Genomic DNA, 17,210 nt, shown 5'->3' on the forward strand with positions numbered 1-17,210 from the left:
GTCAGCTCACTCCGAGGTCGACCGGATGGCCTCGTACACCGCGAGCGAGTCGCCGGTGAGGGTGCTCGAGAGGTACGCCTCGGCCTTCTCGCTGAACGCGTCGCGATCGACGTCCTCGATGACCTCCCACTCACCGCCGGTGCGCCACTCCTCGAGGACCGTCTCCTCGTCTTCGGCGACGCAGGTGGTGACCTCGGCGACGGCCTTCTCGGTCGCCGCTGTCAGCGCTTCCTGCTGGGCGTCGTCGAGCTCGTTCCAGATCGGCCCCATGATGACGAGGTTCGTGTTCAACTGGTGGGAGCTCATGCTGACGTAGTCCTGCACCTCTTTGAGGTTCGAGGCCACGATGTTGGTGATGGGGTTCTCCTGGCCGTCCACCGTGCCCTGCTGGAGAGCGAGGTACAGCTCCTCGTAAGCGACCTCGGTCGCCTCTGCTCCGAGCGCCTTGGCGTTCATGAGGAATTGCGGCGATCCGGGGAAGCGCATACGCAGACCTTCGAGATCCTCCGGCGTGCGGATGGCGGTGTTCGCGGTGAACTGACGGGCACCTGCCGACCATGCGCCGAGGGTGTGCACCCCCGATTCTTCCTCGAAGGCCTCGGTCACCGTGTCGGAGGCGTCACTCGCCATGAAGGCGGCGAGATGATCGGCGTCGTCGAACGCGTATGCGGCGTCGAGCACGCTGATCGGCTCGTAGACGGCACCGAGCGCCGAGGCGCCCTGGATGTCGATGTCGATGTCGCCGGAGGCGACGGAGGCGATGCGGTCGGCGTCACCGCCGAGCTGGCTGGACGGGAAGATCTCGATCTCCAGTCCCACATCCGCCGCGGCGACCTCGTCCGCGATCACCTGTGCGCCGCAGCGGTGCTGCGGCTGGTCCTCGTTGTAACTGTGGGCGAGGGTGAGCTTCTGCGTCGCGCCGGCATCGCCGCCGTCTGGAGCATCAGTTCCTCCGCTCGAGCAGGCGACCAGCATCATTGCCGGTGCCGCAGCCAAGGCGAGCCACATCGTTCGCCGAGTGCGTCGTGCATTCATGAGTGTTCTCCTCTTTCTGGTGCTTCTCTTTCGGGTGCCTGGGTGGCAGGGGTCAAGATCGATGTTCTGGCCGCCTCGGCGGCGACGAGGTCGTCGAGATCGGCGAGCATGGCGTGACGGTCTGCACGCTCCCCCGTGAAGATCTCGAACGCGTCGGCAGCCTGGTGCATGGCCATGCCGAGTCCCGACATCGTGCGGATGCCGCGGGCGCGAGCCGCGCGCAGCAGTGCGGTGTCGGCGGGTCGGTACACGATGTCGGCGACGCGGATGCCGGCCGGCAGCGGTGCCGTGTCGAACGGCGTGCCAGGATGGGCGGCCATGCCGACCGGTGTCGCATTGACGATCAGGTCGGTGTCCGCGATGAGGGCGCGCAGCTCGTCGACATCAGCCGCGCGCACGCTCGTCCGGGTCAACGCGCGGGCCTGATCCGCGAGCGCCTCCGCCCGCTCTCGTACCTGATCGATCAGCACGAGTTCGCCGATCGGATGCTGCGCGAGAGCTGTGGCGACGGCAGAGCCCGCGCCTCCGGCGCCGAACAGCACGACGCGCCGAAGTTCTTCGTCGCCGAAGGCGTCCTTCAGAGCGGCCGCAAACCCCGTGACGTCGGTGTTGTGACCGATGGTCCCGGCATCCGTGAACACGACCGTGTTCACCGCGCCCACGGCACGCGCGCTGTCGCTCAGCTCGTCGAGCAGCGGGATGATCGCCTGTTTGACGGGGTGGGTGATGTTCAGGCCGTTGAATCCGAGACGACGCGCGGAGGCGAGCAGTGCGCGCAGCGACTCGGTCGTGCCCTCATGTGGAGCGAGGTCGATCGTGCGATACACGTAGTGCATCCCGTGCCTGGCACCCTCCGACTCGTGCATCGGCGGTGTCAGCGACGGTGTGACACCCTCGCCGATCAGGCCGATCAGCACCGCCGGCCGGCGCTCGTCGAGTTCGGCTGACGCGGTCATAGTCCGAGCACCCCCGGCAGCCACATCACAGCGTTCGGGAAGGCGATGATGAGCACGCAGATCACGAGCAGCGGGATGACGAACGGAAGCGATCCGCGGAACACCTCGCCGATGCGCGTCTTCGACACCGCCGCCGTCACGAACAGCACCGTGCCGACCGGCGGGGTGAGCAGACCGATCATGAGCGAGAGGATCATGAGAACGCCGAGCACGATCGGGTCGACCCCGATCTGGTTGCCGATCGGCAGGATGATCGGCACCGTCAGTACGAGGATCGCCGTCGCATCGATCACAGTGCCGAGAATCAGCATGAGCACGGTGACGAGGATCAGGAAGACGGTCGGGCTGTCGCTGATCGCGAACACCAGCTCGGTGAGCATCTGCGGCAGGCGCTCCTTGGCGAGGATGTAACCGAGCAGCGACGCCGAGGCGACGATGATCATGATCGACGCCGTCGTCGTGACGGTCTCCGTGAGTGCCTTGATGAAGCTCTTCAGGCTGAGCGAGCGCTGGAGCAGGCCCACGACGATGATGTAGACGACACCGACGGCTGCGGCCTCGGTCGGGGTGAAGAAGCCGCCGAGGATACCGCCGAGGATGACGATCGGTGCGACGAGGGGCAGAATCACTCCCTTCGTCGACGCGACGAACTCGGCGCGATCGAACCGGCCCTTCTTGACGTTCGGCATTCTCCTCACGAGCGCCCAGACGACGATGCACAGGCCCGTCGCCATGAGCAGTGCCGGGATGACGGATGCCGCGAACAGTGCGCCGGTGGAGACGGCGGCGAGCCCGGCGTAGATGACGGCCGGAATGCTCGGCGGCATGACCGGGGCGATGAGTGCGGCGGTCGCTGAGATCCCGGTGGCGAACCGACGGCCGTAGCCGGCACGGATCATCGCGGGGATCTGCACCTTGCCGAGGGCCGCGGCATCCGCGACGGCGGAGCCGCTCATCCAGGCGAAGCCGACGCTGGTGCCGACCGTCACGTAACCGAGGTTGCCGCGGATGTTCGCGAGCCCAGCCTGAGCGAAGCGGAACAGACGATCGGCGATCCCGGCGTGGTTGGCGAGGGCACCGAGGAAGATGAACAGCGGCACAGCGAGCAGCGGGAAGCTGCTGGCTGCGTTGGTCACTGTACGCAGCGCCATGCCGAGCGATTGCCCCTCGACGGCCATGTAGACCAGCGACGGACCGAGGAAGGCGAAGGGCACAGGCACGCGCAGTGCCAGCAGGAGGGCGATCGCGAGGGCGAGGAGAAGAAGAGTCACAGTCCTGCCACCTCGACCTGGTCGTCTTCGATATCAGCGGCCTTCGGCCCGTGGAGGGCGATGTCGCCGGCGGAGATGAGCGCACGCACCGTCGTGCTGACCGTGCCGATGAACACCGGTATGTAGACCCACGACATCGGGATGCGCAGCACCGGGGACTTCACGATGCCCTGCGTGGAGATGAGCGCCCATGCTTCCAGCGACAGGCCGATCGCCGCTGCGGCCACCACCAGCAGTGCGAACACCTGGATGATGCGCACGGTCATGGGGTTGCGGATCGAGTCGACGAGCTCGAGGGCGATGTGGCCTCGACTCGTGACGAGCAGGCCCATGGCCGAGAAAGTCGCCCACAGCAGGGCGAAGCGGGCGAGTTCGCCGGTCCACGCCAGGCTTTCGAACGGCAGGTAGCGCTGCAGTGCCTGATAGAAGACGAGGACGAGGATCATCAGCACGGCGACCGCGCCGATGGTGAGCTCGATCACGGTGATGATGCGGGCCACCCTGCGCAGGATGCCGGTGGTCGGAGAGTGCTCTTGTTGGGTCACGAGACGCCTTTGTGCTCGGTGGTTCGGGTACTGGAGTTGAATGTACCGGTTAGTACATTGATTGGGCAACACCTCTGGGAAATTAATGTACAAACTGGTACGTTCACTGCCATGCACACCTCAATCGCTTCCGTCTGCCTGTCCGGAGGACTGGTCGACAAACTCCACGCCTGCGCTGAAGCAGGCTTCGACGGCGTCGAGATCATGGATGCCGATCTCATCGCCGCGCCCGAGTCTCCGGAGGAGATCCGCGCCCTGTGCGAACGGCTCGGACTGCGCATCGACATGTTCCAGCCGTTCCGCGACGCCGAGGGCGTCTCCGACGAGGTGTTCGAGGACACCCTGCGGCGCGCCGAGGCGAAGTTCGAGGTCATGGATCGTCTCGGCACCGATCTGATGCTGGTGTGCAGCAACGTCGGCACCGCCACGATCGACGACGACGAGGTGGCCGCGCGCCAGCTGGGAGAGCTTGCGGACAGGGCGGCGGCGCACGGCATCCGCCTTGCCTACGAGGCACTCGCCTGGGGCCGATTCGTGGATGACTACCGACGCACGTGGTCGATCGTGCAGCGCGCGGATCGGCCGAACCTCGGCATCTGTCTGGACAGCTTCCACATCCTCTCGCGCGGACACGATCCTGCCGGGATCGAAGAGATCCCCGCCGAGAAGATCTTCTTCCTGCAGCTGGCTGACGCCCCCGCGCTCGACATGGATGTGCTGTCGTGGAGTCGCCATCACCGGCTGTTCCCCGGCGAGGGCTCGTTCGATCTGGTGAACTTCATGACGCACGTGGTGCGCGCCGGATACACGGGCCCCTGGTCGCTCGAAGTCTTCAACGACACGTTCCGTCAGACCGACACCGTGCGCACCGCAGCGCACGCCCAGCGATCGCTGGTGTGGCTGGCCGATCGGACGGCGACCGCGAACGGCTGGGATGAGGGTCGGCTCGGTTCGGCCCAACCGGTCTCGGCACTCGACTTCGTGGAGGTCGCAGGCTCCGATCTCGCCGAGGTCGACGAGCTGCTCGCACAGTTGGGATTCGCGTTCGAGGGCCGGCACCGCAGCAAGCCTGTCCGGCTGTGGAGCGCAGGGTCCGCTCGGGTGATCCTGAACGAGCAGGTGCGCCACGACGAACCGCGACTGTCGGGAATCGGTCTGCAGGTTCCGGATGCCGCTGCCGCTGTCGACCGCGCCATCGCGCTGGGTTCGCAGAAGATATTCCGTCGGACGTATGAAGGCGAGCAGGATCTCCGCGGCGTCGCCGCACCGGACGGGACGCAGGTGTTCTGGAGCTCGCTGCCGGCGGAAGAATCCTGGCTTCAGGAGTTCGACGGAGGCACCGCAGTCGCCGGCGGCCTGGTCGGCGAGGTCGATCACATCAACCTGGCCTACGCGTGGCAGGACTTCGACGAGGCAGTGCTGTTCATGTCGAGCGCTCTCTCGCTGCGTGCGGAATCGCCGTCTGATGTGCCCGGCCCTCGCGGACTGATCCGCAGTCAGGTCATGCGCACCCCGGACGGCATCGTTCGGGTGCCGATCAATCTCGCACCTCCCACCGCAGCGCCGCCGGCACGGCACATCGCGGTGCGGACGGGTGACGTCTTCGCTGTCGCACGTCGGGCGAAGGAGCGCGGCATAGATCACCTGCGGATCCCCGCGAACTACTACGACGATCTGTCGGCGCGGTTCGGCCTGTCCGACCAGCTGCTCTCCTCACTGCGCGAACTCGATCTGCTGTACGACCGCGACGCCGAGGGCGAGTTCATCCACTTCTACACGCGCACGATCGGCGACGTCTTCTTCGAGGTGGTCGAACGGCGCGGAGGATACGACGGGTACGGCGGCGCGAACGCGCCGATCCGCCTCGCCGCGCAGCGGGCGATGGGGCACTGAGCTTCCGCCGTTCCGCATGACTCCGGACCCCACAGCCGAGCGGCCCCGAATCCACCGGATCCGGGGCCGCACAGTCAACGTCCGAGAAGCTACGGACGCGCGGGGCTGAGCACCTCGCGCTCGAGCCGTGCGTAAGACTCCTCCATGCCTTCGGCCATGCCGGTGGCGAGGATCATGTCGCGCGTCTCCTTGTCGGGGTACTCGATGAGCAGCGTGACGAGGGTGGCGCCGTCTTCCTCATAGAGGTTGAGGTCGTTGAGGGTCTCGGGACCCTCGGTGCCCTGCATCCGCTCGGTCGACACGGCACGACGTGGCGCGTCGACCAGCACGACCTCGCCCTCGAAGCCGAATGCCTCTCCCTCTGTGTCGCCGACGGGCGCCCACGATGTGCGGTGCTTGTCGCCGGGGGCCGTGGCGATGACGCATTCGGTCATCTCCCACCCATCGGGGCCGAGCATCCACTGCCGCATGAGTGCCTCTTCGTTGTAGGCGCGCCAGACGAGGTCACGCGGGCCGTTCACCAACCGCGTGATCCGCACGTGCGTGTCGTCGAGCAGCTCGACTCGGGTGCCCTTGCCCTGCGCGTATTCGCGGAGGTCCTGCAGCACGGCATCCAGCTGATCCATCGCCATGCGCGAGCCCTCAGCCGCACCCATCGCGACGACCTGCTCGAGAGCCTCGGACGAGTCGAAGTGGCTGGTGTTGACCATGCGACTGCCGTCGTCCGTCGACTCGAAACTGAACGTCATCCGCATCGAAGGGAAGCCTTCGAGAGGGTTGCCCTCGGCGTCGACGAATGCGTCGATGACCTCGAAGCCGCGCGGTTCGTCGATCTTCAGGAACTCCCAGGAGCCGCCCGACTTCTCACCCTGCGGGCTGGTCATGTAATAGAGCGCCTTGCCGCCGACCGTGAAGTCGAAATCGCGGAAAGTGGCGGGCCATCCGGGAGGACCCCAGAAGCGCTCGAGCTGGCCGGCGTCGGTGAACGCGTGCCAGAGCCGCTCGATCGGAGCGGCGAAGTCGGCGGTGACGGTCATCGTGCGGTCTTCAGCATTGGTGCTGACGTCGGTGACAGGCATTTCAGTTCCCTCTCTTCGGTGAATTCTTCGATGAATCTTCGTGGGGTGTTTCGGATGACAGGAGGTCGTCGAGGCGGGAGATGCGAGCCCGCCACAGCTCTTCGTAACGGGCGAGCAGCGCCCGAGCGCGCGCGATCATCTCAGGATTCGCGCGGACGAGCCGCTCGCGTCCCTCGGCGCGTTTGATGATGAGGCCGGCAGCCTCGAGGACGGCGACGTGCTTCTGCACCGCGGCGAATGACATGTCGTAGTCGCCCGCGAGGGTCGACACCGACTGCTCGTCGTTGATCGTGCGGCGCAGGATATCGCGTCGGGTCGACGTCGCCAGTGCGTGGAACACACGGTCGGTCTCCGCTTCGCTCAGTTCTCGTTGTGCAACCATTTGGTTGTACGTTACGACGAAGCGAATGCCGTGTCAAGAGGTTTGTTGTGATTTGCGTCTTTGAATCGGACTGGCCGCTTTACATCGGATTACCCGAGGTTGAATCGGACTGAGTCCGATCTAATAGTGGATTGACGGGAGCTTGACGCCGGCGGTGGTGCGCCTGTTGGCGCACGCGATGGCAATGCGTTTACCGACGCGCTCCGCCTCCCCTCGGATTGACCTTGAAGTCGTTCAGATCAAAGGGGATGGCTCTGGTCGTCAGGCTGATTCCCGAAGGCCACAGTCAACCCCGGGGGAAACCGTGACATCGACGCACTGCCTTCAACTGGCGGGGCCGCTTCTTAGCCTCAGACCGTCACTCACCCATCGTCAAGGATCGACCTAGTCACTCCATCAGGAGCAACCGGTGATCGCAGCTGACGCGTAGGGGAGCTGAATGGCAATGGAGACTATGCCCAAGGCAAACAGGTACGCCGCGATCGCGATCAGTGGGACTGCGCCGGACAGTCCGACCCCTGGCCGCACAAGTTGCCTGATCCGTTCCGGACCGGTCGCATGCAGCGCAGCCGGGTGAGAGGCGAGGGCTGTATCAGGAGAGGGCTTCGCCATTTTGAGTAGGGCCCCTACGAGAGCGGGGGTTCCGACGGTCTGTCGCGCGTGGTTGTCGGCCGCGATCTCGAGATAGTGAGGGATTGCTTCGGCGACTGCTGCGACGAGGGGTACCCATCGCAGGTGGGCAGCGATGCCGTCGACCAGTGAAGAGATCAGGTGGTGGCGCTGCCGCAGGTGAGCATGTTCGTGTTCCAGGACGGCGGCGAGTTCGTTGTGGTCGAGTGAGCGGATGGCGCCCGTGGAGAGGACGATGCCGCCATCACGCAAGGCGAATGTGAGGGCGAAGACTCTCTCGCTATCGATGACGGAGACCTCATGCCCGTGGAGACGGGTACGAACCGATCCGGATCGAACCGCTTCGGCGGTGGCACGCGCTTTACGCGCATTCCGTAGCATCCGTGCGCTCGTGGCTATACCCAAGGACAACGCGACGACCGCTGGTATGACGAGGAAGAGAATCGTCGGAACGAGCGAGCTCGTCGTTGAGTCGAGGAAGGGATTCGCCGCTGCCAAGCAACGCTGACAGACATCCGCAGCCTGCCCGGAAAGCACCACAGGTCCGGACCCGGCCCAGGCAAGCACTGGGCCGATGGCCAGCACGGATCCGATCCAGACGAGCATCCCGCCGACGATCAGTCCGATCGCTATACGAGGGATTCGAACCAGCGCCGGTGCAGCTCGACGCAACAGCCACGGGCCGAACACCGCGAAGGCCGCTCCTCCCACGAGGAGAAGAACGGCGACGGTCAGCGGCATCACGGCCGTCCAGCCTCGTCGCGGCGATCCAGGTAATCACGGAGAAGGTCGAGCTCATTCTCGGGCAGTGAATCGACGAACTGCAGGATTGATGACACGCGGTCGTGCGTACCGGCCAGGACCTGCTCGATGAGGCCTGCTGCATGCTCCTGCCTGCTCACGCGGGCGGCATATCGAGTCGACCGGTCCTGTCTTGTGATGACCAGCAGACCCTTCCGATCAAGGTTCCCCAGCACGGTCGCGATCGTGGTGTACGCAGGGTCAGTGGGGAGTCCGTCGATGACATCTCGGACTGTGGCCGAGCCGCGCTCCCAGAGCACATCCATCACCTGCGACTCGAGCGCACCGAGCCGCAACACCTCGCGGGGTCCATCTGCTGGACTTCTCATGCCGCCACCCGTGCCCGACGTCGCGATACCGGGCATGCCACCTGACCGCGCAGCCGCGCAACGAGCGCAATTCCCGTCGCAACCAGCGCAACGACGGCAAGCACAGGCTGAAAGGGCGCGAACCATGCAATGGCTCCCGTATACCCCAACGCGAGAAGCGCAAGCTTGTTGCAGACCGGGCATCCCACCGCGAACCACGTCAACAGTCCGCCGGCCACACCGAGTCGTCCACTCCGACGATCGCTGCGATCAGCAGCGGCCTCTTCTAGAGCGGGATCCGCTGCACCGGCCGATGAGTCACCCTTCACGTACGTGCCAACGAGCATTCCTGACATGGCCGCCGTGAGAAGCAGGACAGGCCAGTTCCACCACACTGGCGGGATATCGCGAGCGAACACATCGTTGGGAATCAGAACGGTGACGAACCCGATCACGAGAACGACCGGTACCGCCGTGATTATCGAGGCCAGGACCTGCCGCGGCCCCCAGCTTCGAAGCGCCTGCGCAGCGAGTATCAGGCTCTCCCGCTGCCCCCGGAAGAAGTCACTGACGGCGCGCTGCATGGAACCATCATCACACGAGGTCGACTACCTTGCATAGTCGACTATCTGACATAGTCGACTATGTTGGATAGTCGACTGTCCACTCAGCCTGCGACCAGGAGGTCCACTCATGACGAACGCACAGACGCCCCGGCCGTGGCCAGCCTGGGTGGTGCCGGTGGGCGTTCTTGCCCTCGTAGGCATCCTCATCGCGCTCGTGCTCTCGCTTGTCACTCCTTCTGAGAGCGGTTCCGAGGAGTCGAGTGGCCCCACCGTGGTGGAGAACCCGGCGGGGCCTGACCTTTCTGCGGCGGAGAGCCGTGACGAGAGCGATCTCCTCGCAGCTGGTCCAGCTGATGCTCCCGTGGTCCTCGTGATGTTCTCCGACTATCAGTGCCCGTTCTGTGCACTGTGGAGCGAGAACACATTGCCGGCGATGATGGAACACGCGGAAAATGGCGACCTGCGGATCGAAGTGAGGGATGTCAACGTCTTCGGCCCTGCCTCCGAGCGCGCCGCACGCGCCTCCTATGCAGCCGCCCTGCAGGGATCGTTCTGGGAGTATCACCACGCTCTCTTCGCAGACGGACACCACCGCACAGAGGCCAACCTCAGCGAAGAGGCGCTCATCGCTCTCGCAGGCGACGTGGGCTTGGACACGGAGAAGTTCGCGGCTGATCTGAACACCCCTGCGACAGCGGAGGTGATTGCGAAGAATCAGAATTTCGGGCTCGAGTTGGGCGCGACGTCGACGCCGATGTTCGTGCTGGGGGGAAAGCCGATCATCGGCGCGCAGCCGACCGAGGTTTTCGAAGACGCGTTCCAAGCCGCACTGGAATCGGCGCGCTGAGGCCGCCGTGGAGATCGGATTCGTTGCCGCGTTCGTCGGAGGAGTGCTTGCGCTCCTGAGCCCGTGTGCGGCACTGCTGATGCCCGCCTTCTTTGCGTCGACGATCGGCACCGGTTCTCGACTCGCACTCCACGGTGCAATCTTCTACGGAGGTCTGCTCGTCGTTCTCGTCCCGCTGGGGGTCGGGGCCGGAGCACTGGGAGCGCTCTTCGTATCGCATCGTCAGGTGGTCGTTCTCGTGTCATCTGTGGTGCTTGTCGCCCTGGGTATCGCACAGACTCTAGGCTTCGGATTCGACCCTGCCCGCCTCCTCCCCGCAGGTGCAGATCTCCACGCTCGCGCCGCTTCCAAATCGGGCATCGCGAAGACCGCGATCCTCGGCGCAGCCAGCGGCATCGCCGGCTTCTGCGCCGGCCCGATTCTGGGCGCCGTCCTGACCCTGGCGGCGACCCGCGGCAACGCCGTGGCCGCCGGAGCGCTCCTGGCTGTCTACGGTGCGGGGATGGTCGTTCCGCTGCTGCTGATCGCCGCACTGTGGCAGAAGCTCGGGACTCGCGGGAGACAGGTGCTTCGCGGCCGCACCTTCACATTTCTCGGTCGCGAGTGGCACACGACGTCAGTGATCACCGGCCTGCTCGTCACCGGCGTCGGCATCCTCTTCTGGGTGACGAACGGCCTGGTGGGTGCACCTGAACTCGTTCCCGTCGAGGCTCAAGCCTGGTTGCAGGCGAACGCGAGCATGCTGGCGAACCCGCTTGTCGACATCACTCTCATCCTGATCATCGCTGCCCTCATCCTCGCCCTGTGGAGTCGTCGCCGTAAGCGTCTCGCCGCCCCCATAAGGGATTCGAAATGACCGACAACACCCGCTCCATGTACCCCATGGGGTATATCAAGATAGCCTGGTCGCACGGCCCGTCGGAGACGAAGGAGGAGACGATGGCTCGAAAAATACCCGAGACGAATGACCCTCACGACGACTCCGGATCGGAGGCGATCGCCGCGCACGCGCGGTCAGGCCACCTCGATATGAACGACCCAGTGATTCGCCGCGAAGCGAATCGAGCGATGCGGCAGGAAACCCGATCCCACCTGTGGGGCGACAGTGCTCACCGGAAGGGGGTGCGGAGGGCGCTCTTCATTGCGCTCCTCGTCCTCGCGGTGTGGATCGCGGCACTGTTCACACCGGTCCTTCTCGGGATCACGTGACACCGCGGCCTCCGCAACGCCCCCAGATCGCACGATCACAGAAAGCGAGCCAACCATGACGGACGCAGATTCTTCTGACGCACAGACGTTCTGGGAGGCCCGATACGCGAGTTCGGAAGCCGTGTGGTCAGGGCGTGTGAATACGGTCGTCCGAGAGGTCGCCGAGTCCCTGGAACCCGGATCAGCTCTCGATCTCGGCTGCGGCGAAGGCGGCGATGCCGTGTGGTTGGCATCCCGCGGGTGGCTGACGGTGGGCGTAGATCTCTCTGAGACTGCCGTGGAGAGAGCTCGCACCGCCGCGGCGAGTGTCGGCCTGGACGCCAACGCTGTCAGTTTCGTCGCAGCCGACTTGAGCGAGTGGACGACCACGCAGACGTTCGATTTCGTCACATCGGCGTTTCTTCACTCCTGGCCGGTGAAGATCCCGAGGTCGGACATCGTGCGACGCAGCAAGGACTTCGTGGCGCCGGGCGGCTCGCTTCTTGTCGTGGCTCACGCAGCGCCGCCCCCTTGGGCAGACGCCGCATCCGCTTCCTCTGTGAGCTTCCCGACCCCGGAAAGCGATCTCGCGACCATGGAGCTTCCCGACGGTTGGCACGTCGACCGCTGCGAACTCCACGAGCGCGAGGCGATCGGGCCGGGTGGGCGCCGAGCGACGCTTATCGACAGTGTCGTCCTGGTGCGCCGCCCGAGCTGATCGAGAGGAGTCGTCTACGCGTTACGAGGTCGAGCACATGCTGCGCGGAATGCAGGGCCCCGCATCGGCAGTTTCGCCAACGGTCCGAGCAGGCAGAAATCGAACACAGCTGACGCGAGGAAGAGCAGCCCCGGGGCAAGCAGGAGCAGCCACCACTGGCCCGCGATCACACCGACCGCGCCCAGAGCAACGCCGAGGATGCCCCGCACCCAGCGGCCAGCGGTCGATCCAAGAAAAGCGATAACAGGCATGAGACGACTCCGATTCCATACCCCCGTGGGTATACAGCTGAGAGTAGCGCACATCATGAACCGCAGGGTGGCAACTTCTGTCGAGAATCTGCAGCAGGGATCACCGCGCGGTCGACACGACAGGGATCAGCGATGATCCGCCGCCTGACTTGGACCTGCGTAGCAGTAGCCGCAGTGCTGGTGTTGACGGGATGCACGAGCGAGCCGCTGGGAGCGTCCGCCGGGAAGGTCTCGGCCGCGAGTGACACCGTCGTCTTCGATCGGTCCCCCACCCGGTTCGGCGATGGCCTTGTGGCCGTCCGCTATCCGAGCGCACAGTCAGCGGAACTCACCTTCGTCGTGACAGACGGAGAACAGCAGTGGGAAGCACGCACGAATCCTGCCTGCACGGGGTTCGCTGTCACGCGAGTCGATGGGGAAGACCTGCTCGTCATCCTCGATTCCGACGCAGCCTTGCACGACGGTGTCATCGCCACAGAGACCACGGCGACTGCGTTTCGCGACGACGGGGCCGTGGCGTGGGGGCCGGTGAGCGTGAACGGCGGGATGTCCGACCTCGGCCTGATCACAGTCGAGATGCTGGGCGGCGCTCTGACCGATGAGCCGGCATCGGGGACGGCGCTCTCACCGCGCACAGGCGAGGCGATTGACCTGCCCGACACCGAACGACCGGCGTACGCGCACGGCGGGCTCCTGGCCTCGGACACGCCGACCGGGGTGACCGTGCGGGATGCGGCAGCTGACGGGGCTCCTCTGCTGTGGAAGTCCGAGCCCGAAGCGCCACCCGGGGCAAGCGGTCCGGCGCGCGTCGCGGCAGACTCGACGATCCCTGCGGGGGACGTGCTCGTCCTCGAGTGGCCGACGGCCGACGGCGTTCAGTTCTCGGTCCACCGCTTCGACGACGGCACGCTCCTTGCGACTCTCCCTGGCACACCTGCTGCGAGAACCCTCTCTACGCCAGCTGAGGACACGGTTTTCTTCACCACAGACACACCAGCCGGGCGGACTGTGATCGCAGTCTCTCCGTCTCTGGGAGAGCTCTGGCAGGACGAGGTTCCGTCAGCCAGTCAGCCCGTGTCGGCCACCACGGACAGCGTCTGGTTCACCGCCTCGAGCGGATACATCAGACGGGATGTCGATGCCGCAGCCTTCGTCGATGACCCCGGCCCCGCACCCACACTCGCGCTGCGCTCGGGTGCCGTTCTCATGGCGACGACGCAGGCGACCGAGTTCACGCTCGCACCGCCGCCTTGACATGCATACCCCTGGGGGTATGCTGGTGTGAGGTTTTCGAAGGGAATGTCATGCTGTTGGAACGCTTCTATGATGAGGATCTCGCTCAGGCCAGCTATCTGATCGGCTGCCAGGCCACGGGGGAAGCCGTCGTGGTCGATCCGCGACGGGATATCGGGATCTATCTCGATGCGGTGAAGAAGCACGGGCTGCGCATCACAGCCGTGACGGAAACCCACATTCACGCGGACTACCTCTCCGGCACGCGCGAACTGGCGCACGCAACCGGCGCTGATATCTTCGTCTCCGGCGAGGGTGGGGCCGACTGGGAGTATGGCTTCCCCGCGAACCGCCTGCACGACGAAGACATCATCACGGTGGGGAACATCCGGGTGCAGGCACGGCATACGCCCGGGCACACCCCTGAACACCTTGTCTTCCTGGTCACCGACGGTGCGTTCGCTGACGAGCCGGGATATGTGCTGTCCGGTGACTTCGTCTTCGTCGGTGATCTCGGGCGACCCGATCTCCTGGACGAAGCCGCCGGCGGGGTGGACACCCGATTCCAGGGTGCGCTGGATCTGTTCGACAGCCTGCGCACGGTCTTCCTCGCACTTCCTGATCACGTGCAGGTTCATCCTGCGCACGGTGCGGGAAGTGCGTGCGGAAAGGCGCTCGGCGCCATTGCGTCGACGACCGTGGGCTACGAACGGCTTCACGCCTGGTGGGGGCCGTATCTTGCCGCCGGCGACAGGGACGGATTCGTCGCAGAGCTTCTGGACGGGCAGCCTGATGCGCACGCATACTTCGCGCGGATGAAGCGGGAGAATCGGGATGGCCCCTCGGTCCTCGGACCGCTCTCCGACCTGGTCGAACTCGACGCGAACCGCACGGCGGGTGCCGTCGATGCCGATGAAGTCGTATTCGTCGACACCCGCACCCCTGACGCCGTGAGGGCGGGCTCCGTTCCCGGCGCATTGGCGATCCCGGCCGTGGGTAAGACGGCGGCATGGGGCGCGTGGGCGGTGGATCCCGAACGCGAAAAGCGCCCACTGCTGCTCTTCGTCCACGACGGGCCGCAGGCCATCGAAGTCCGCGATCACCTCATCCGGGTCGGGATCGACTCGTACGCGGGGTTCGTCACCTCGCTCGGCGACCTTCCCACGGTGCCCTCGGACACGATCGCTCCAGAGTCGGTGGCGAACCTCGAGGACGCGTTTGTTCTCGATGTCCGACAGGCGAGCGAGTATGCCGACGGGCATGTCCCCGGTGCGACCCGGATCGGCGCCGGGCGGGTGCTGTGGGACAGTGATGAGCTTCCCGCGGATCGGACGATCGTCACCTATTGTCAGAGCGGTGCCCGCAACATCGTCGCCAGTCAGGCGCTGCGTCGAGCGGGGATCCCGGTCGTCGAGCTCGAAGGCAGCTACCTCGGGTGGGTGCGCGCCGGCCAGCCGGTGGAGACACCCGTAGCCTCCTGATCCTCCATCAGTCGTGAAAGAAGCGTGGACATGAACGAGATCTCTGTAGACGAGCTTGCCACCATCCCTTCCGCAGTCATCATCGATGTGCGCGAACCGGATGAGTACGGGGACGGCCACGTGCCGGGTGCCCGCAACATCCCTCTCGGCGAGGTGAGAGATCACAGTGCCGAGATAGACACGACGGGTGCCGTCTACGTGATCTGCCAATCCGGGCGTCGAAGCGCCAGAGCGTGTGAGGCGCTGGCGTCCGCCGGCATCCGGGCAGTGAACGTCACTGGGGGCACGTCGGCCTGGATCGAGTCGGGCCGGCCGGTGCAATCGTGAGCGAGCAGCACATGCTTCTGATCCACGCCTTCGGCTCTGACCCCGCGGTGATCACCGGCGCACTGCGAGTCGCTCGCAATGCGAGCCACGGGCTTCCGGAAGCACGCATCCGCGTGGTGGTGCAGGGGCCGGCCGTAGCGGGACTTGTCAGCGGCGCAGGTTTCGACGAGGACCTCGCCGACACTCTCCGAGGCATGATCGACGTCGCGGCATGCGGCAACAGCATGGAACGTGAACGTATCGAGCAGGACCAGCTGACGGAGGGCGTCACCGTCGTGCCATCGGCCGTCATCCACCTTGCGGAGCAGCAGTGGGCGGGCGCCGCCTACGTGCGCGTCTGAGGTGATCTTCCTCGTCATCGCCCTCGGCGTCGTCGTGGGCGCCGTCATGGGACTGGTCGGCGCCGGCGGCGGAATCATCTCCGTGCCCGTGCTCGTCGGCCTGGTCGGAGTCCCGGTCGCGGACGCCATGACCGCATCTCTCGTCATGGCGATCGCCTCCGCATCCACCGCAGTAGTGCCGCGCCTTCGCGGCGGCGTTGATTGGCCGGTCGCGGCGGCCGTGAGCGCGGCGGGCATTCCGGCAGCACTCGTGGGTACCGCCGTGAACGCCCTGCTCTCGCAATCGCTGCTCTTGATCGGATTCGGCGCGCTCATGCTCGTCGCGGGCGTGCGGATGCTCCGACCGATCGCCGACAATGCATCCCGGGGAGAGCGGCACCCGCGCTGGCTCATCCACGCGATCCTGATCGGTCTGGGCGTGGGCATGCTCACGGGTCTGTTGGGCGTCGGCGGGGGGTTCGTCATCGTTCCCGCCCTGGCCCTCCTCCTGCGCCTCCCGATGAAACTCGCGATCGGCACCTCGCTTGTCGTGACGGTCGCGAACTCGCTGGCCGGTGCCGCCGCACACGCAAGCATCGGCGGCATCGACGTTCCCCTCACCGTGGCCTTCACCATCCCCGCGATGATCGCATCGCTCTTGGGTGCACGTCTGGCGGCCAAGCTCCCGGGCAAGGGACTGCAGATCGGCTTCGCCGTGCTCGTGCTCGTCATCGCGGTCGTCACCCTCGTGGCGACCATCATCCCTCTGACCTGAATGCCGTCAGTCCTTCAGCACTGAATGCTTCGAGCCCCGCGGCGGGGGCGTGTAGGTGCACGTATCCCCGGCGCACAGCTCCGGCTTGCGGCGTGAAAAGCGTCGCGCCAGAGCGCACCCCGCGCAGAACCCGAACGCCGTCTCCAGATACAGAAGAAGCAGGCATCCGCCACAGATCGCCTGAGCGACCACCGCGGGAAGCCCGAGCCAGCCGAGACTGACGCATCCCACCAATGCCATACCCAATCCGAGGCTCCACGCCAGCACCTTCGAGCGAGCCTCAACCCATTCCGGACGTTGCGCACGGGTGAGCAGAGTGCCCAGCAGCAGAGTCGGGGTGTATGCCGTTCCGACGACGAGCCGGATCAGCATCTCCACCGCGAAGACCATGCCGAAGGCGCGCATCGGCTGCAAGTCCCCGGTCGCCAACGCCCACATCCACGCAGCAAAGCCACCAAGGAACAGGATGCCGGCCGATGCTCGGACGGCACGCTCGTTCACAACCGGCACATCCACTCCGGTCACCCACTGTCCGATCGTCGGGCGTTCAGGCATCTCAGAGGAGGAGGGCATGAAGACATAATACCCTGGGGGGTATAGTACG

At 65.6% G+C, this 17,210-nt stretch carries 20 protein-coding genes; 10 read left to right on the plus strand and 10 right to left on the minus strand.

The annotated features are described in order from the left end of the window. Positions 1–6 precede the first annotated feature (6 nt). Genes ACP7AR_RS11730 through ACP7AR_RS11745 form a run of 4 tightly spaced genes read right to left on the minus strand, consistent with a single transcriptional unit; the run spans position 7 to position 3,807 of the window. A complete protein-coding gene (locus tag ACP7AR_RS11730) occupies positions 7–1,035 on the minus strand; it encodes a DctP family TRAP transporter solute-binding subunit (protein WP_426185903.1) in 1,029 nt (342 codons plus the stop codon). Next, positions 1,032–1,991 (minus strand): shikimate dehydrogenase, encoded by a 960-nt coding sequence (locus ACP7AR_RS11735; RefSeq protein ID WP_426185905.1) that lies wholly within the window; start codon positions 1,989–1,991, stop codon positions 1,032–1,034. Before ACP7AR_RS11735 ends, ACP7AR_RS11730 begins: the two co-directional genes overlap by 4 nt. After that, on the minus strand, positions 1,988–3,262 hold the full coding sequence (locus ACP7AR_RS11740; protein ID WP_426185907.1) for a TRAP transporter large permease: 1,275 nt from the start codon (positions 3,260–3,262) through the stop codon (positions 1,988–1,990). Before ACP7AR_RS11740 ends, ACP7AR_RS11735 begins: the two co-directional genes overlap by 4 nt. Next, a complete protein-coding gene (locus ACP7AR_RS11745) occupies positions 3,259–3,807 on the minus strand; it encodes a TRAP transporter small permease (protein ID WP_426185909.1) in 549 nt (182 codons plus the stop codon). Before ACP7AR_RS11745 ends, ACP7AR_RS11740 begins: the two co-directional genes overlap by 4 nt. A 111-nt stretch (positions 3,808–3,918) precedes the next feature. Here ACP7AR_RS11745 and ACP7AR_RS11750 point away from each other — a divergent pair, with 111 nt between their 5' ends. Further along, positions 3,919–5,700 (plus strand): TIM barrel protein, encoded by a 1,782-nt coding sequence (locus ACP7AR_RS11750; RefSeq protein WP_426185911.1) that lies wholly within the window; start codon positions 3,919–3,921, stop codon positions 5,698–5,700. An 89-nt stretch (positions 5,701–5,789) separates the two neighbouring features. Here the strand turns inward: ACP7AR_RS11750 and ACP7AR_RS11755 are convergent, their stop codons facing one another. The 5 genes from ACP7AR_RS11755 to ACP7AR_RS11775 all read right to left on the minus strand — a co-directional run bounded on the left by ACP7AR_RS11755 (position 5,790) and on the right by ACP7AR_RS11775 (position 9,484). Continuing rightward, a complete protein-coding gene (locus tag ACP7AR_RS11755) occupies positions 5,790–6,779 on the minus strand; it encodes an SRPBCC family protein (RefSeq protein WP_426185913.1) in 990 nt (329 codons plus the stop codon). 1 nt (position 6,780) lies between these two features. After that, entirely contained in the window at positions 6,781–7,161 is a 381-nt protein-coding gene (locus tag ACP7AR_RS11760) for an ArsR/SmtB family transcription factor (RefSeq protein WP_426185915.1), read from the minus strand. Positions 7,162–7,557: 396 nt separating this feature from the next. Beyond that, positions 7,558–8,532 (minus strand): M56 family metallopeptidase, encoded by a 975-nt coding sequence (locus ACP7AR_RS11765; protein ID WP_426187735.1) that lies wholly within the window; start codon positions 8,530–8,532, stop codon positions 7,558–7,560. Continuing rightward, entirely contained in the window at positions 8,532–8,921 is a 390-nt protein-coding gene (locus tag ACP7AR_RS11770; protein WP_319031372.1) for a BlaI/MecI/CopY family transcriptional regulator, read from the minus strand. Before ACP7AR_RS11770 ends, ACP7AR_RS11765 begins: the two co-directional genes overlap by 1 nt. Next, positions 8,918–9,484: a hypothetical protein gene (locus ACP7AR_RS11775; protein WP_319031371.1), complete on the minus strand. Its 567-nt coding sequence runs from the start codon at positions 9,482–9,484 to the stop codon at positions 8,918–8,920. The genes ACP7AR_RS11770 and ACP7AR_RS11775 overlap by 4 nt, the downstream gene beginning before the upstream one ends. A 109-nt stretch (positions 9,485–9,593) precedes the next feature. Between ACP7AR_RS11775 and ACP7AR_RS11780 the strand changes: the two genes are divergently transcribed. From ACP7AR_RS11780 to ACP7AR_RS11820, 9 genes are all read left to right on the plus strand, one after another. Then, complete coding sequence (locus tag ACP7AR_RS11780; RefSeq protein WP_319031370.1) at positions 9,594–10,313, plus strand: DsbA family protein; 720 nt, start codon at positions 9,594–9,596, stop codon at positions 10,311–10,313. Positions 10,314–10,320: 7 nt separating this feature from the next. Continuing rightward, entirely contained in the window at positions 10,321–11,169 is an 849-nt protein-coding gene (locus ACP7AR_RS11785) for a cytochrome c biogenesis CcdA family protein (protein ID WP_426185918.1), read from the plus strand. Further along, the gene (locus ACP7AR_RS11790; protein ID WP_426185920.1) at positions 11,166–11,522 is read left to right on the plus strand and encodes a hypothetical protein; all 357 of its coding nucleotides are present in this window, start codon (positions 11,166–11,168) and stop codon (positions 11,520–11,522) included. Before ACP7AR_RS11785 ends, ACP7AR_RS11790 begins: the two co-directional genes overlap by 4 nt. Before the next feature lie 55 nt (positions 11,523–11,577). Continuing rightward, positions 11,578–12,219 (plus strand): class I SAM-dependent methyltransferase, encoded by a 642-nt coding sequence (locus ACP7AR_RS11795; protein WP_319031367.1) that lies wholly within the window; start codon positions 11,578–11,580, stop codon positions 12,217–12,219. 425 nt (positions 12,220–12,644) lie between these two features. After that, entirely contained in the window at positions 12,645–13,724 is a 1,080-nt protein-coding gene (locus ACP7AR_RS11800) for a hypothetical protein (RefSeq protein WP_426185922.1), read from the plus strand. A 50-nt stretch (positions 13,725–13,774) separates the two neighbouring features. Next, positions 13,775–15,184: an MBL fold metallo-hydrolase gene (locus tag ACP7AR_RS11805; RefSeq protein WP_426185924.1), complete on the plus strand. Its 1,410-nt coding sequence runs from the start codon at positions 13,775–13,777 to the stop codon at positions 15,182–15,184. A 30-nt stretch (positions 15,185–15,214) separates the two neighbouring features. After that, positions 15,215–15,511, plus strand: coding sequence for a rhodanese-like domain-containing protein (locus ACP7AR_RS11810; protein WP_319031364.1), 297 nt, complete (start codon positions 15,215–15,217; stop codon positions 15,509–15,511). Then, complete coding sequence (locus tag ACP7AR_RS11815; RefSeq protein WP_319031363.1) at positions 15,508–15,852, plus strand: DsrE family protein; 345 nt, start codon at positions 15,508–15,510, stop codon at positions 15,850–15,852. The genes ACP7AR_RS11810 and ACP7AR_RS11815 overlap by 4 nt, the downstream gene beginning before the upstream one ends. A 1-nt stretch (position 15,853) precedes the next feature. After that, a complete protein-coding gene (locus ACP7AR_RS11820; RefSeq protein ID WP_319031362.1) occupies positions 15,854–16,606 on the plus strand; it encodes a sulfite exporter TauE/SafE family protein in 753 nt (250 codons plus the stop codon). Positions 16,607–16,612: 6 nt separating this feature from the next. On the opposite strand, the gene ACP7AR_RS11825 is transcribed toward ACP7AR_RS11820, so the two are convergent. Continuing rightward, positions 16,613–17,179, minus strand: coding sequence for a DUF4395 family protein (locus ACP7AR_RS11825; RefSeq protein ID WP_319031361.1), 567 nt, complete (start codon positions 17,177–17,179; stop codon positions 16,613–16,615). Positions 17,180–17,210: the final 31 nt, after the last annotated feature.

This window comes from Microbacterium sp. TWP3-1-2b2, assembly GCF_049896145.1.
Taxonomy (GTDB): Bacteria; Actinomycetota; Actinomycetes; order Actinomycetales; family Microbacteriaceae; genus Microbacterium.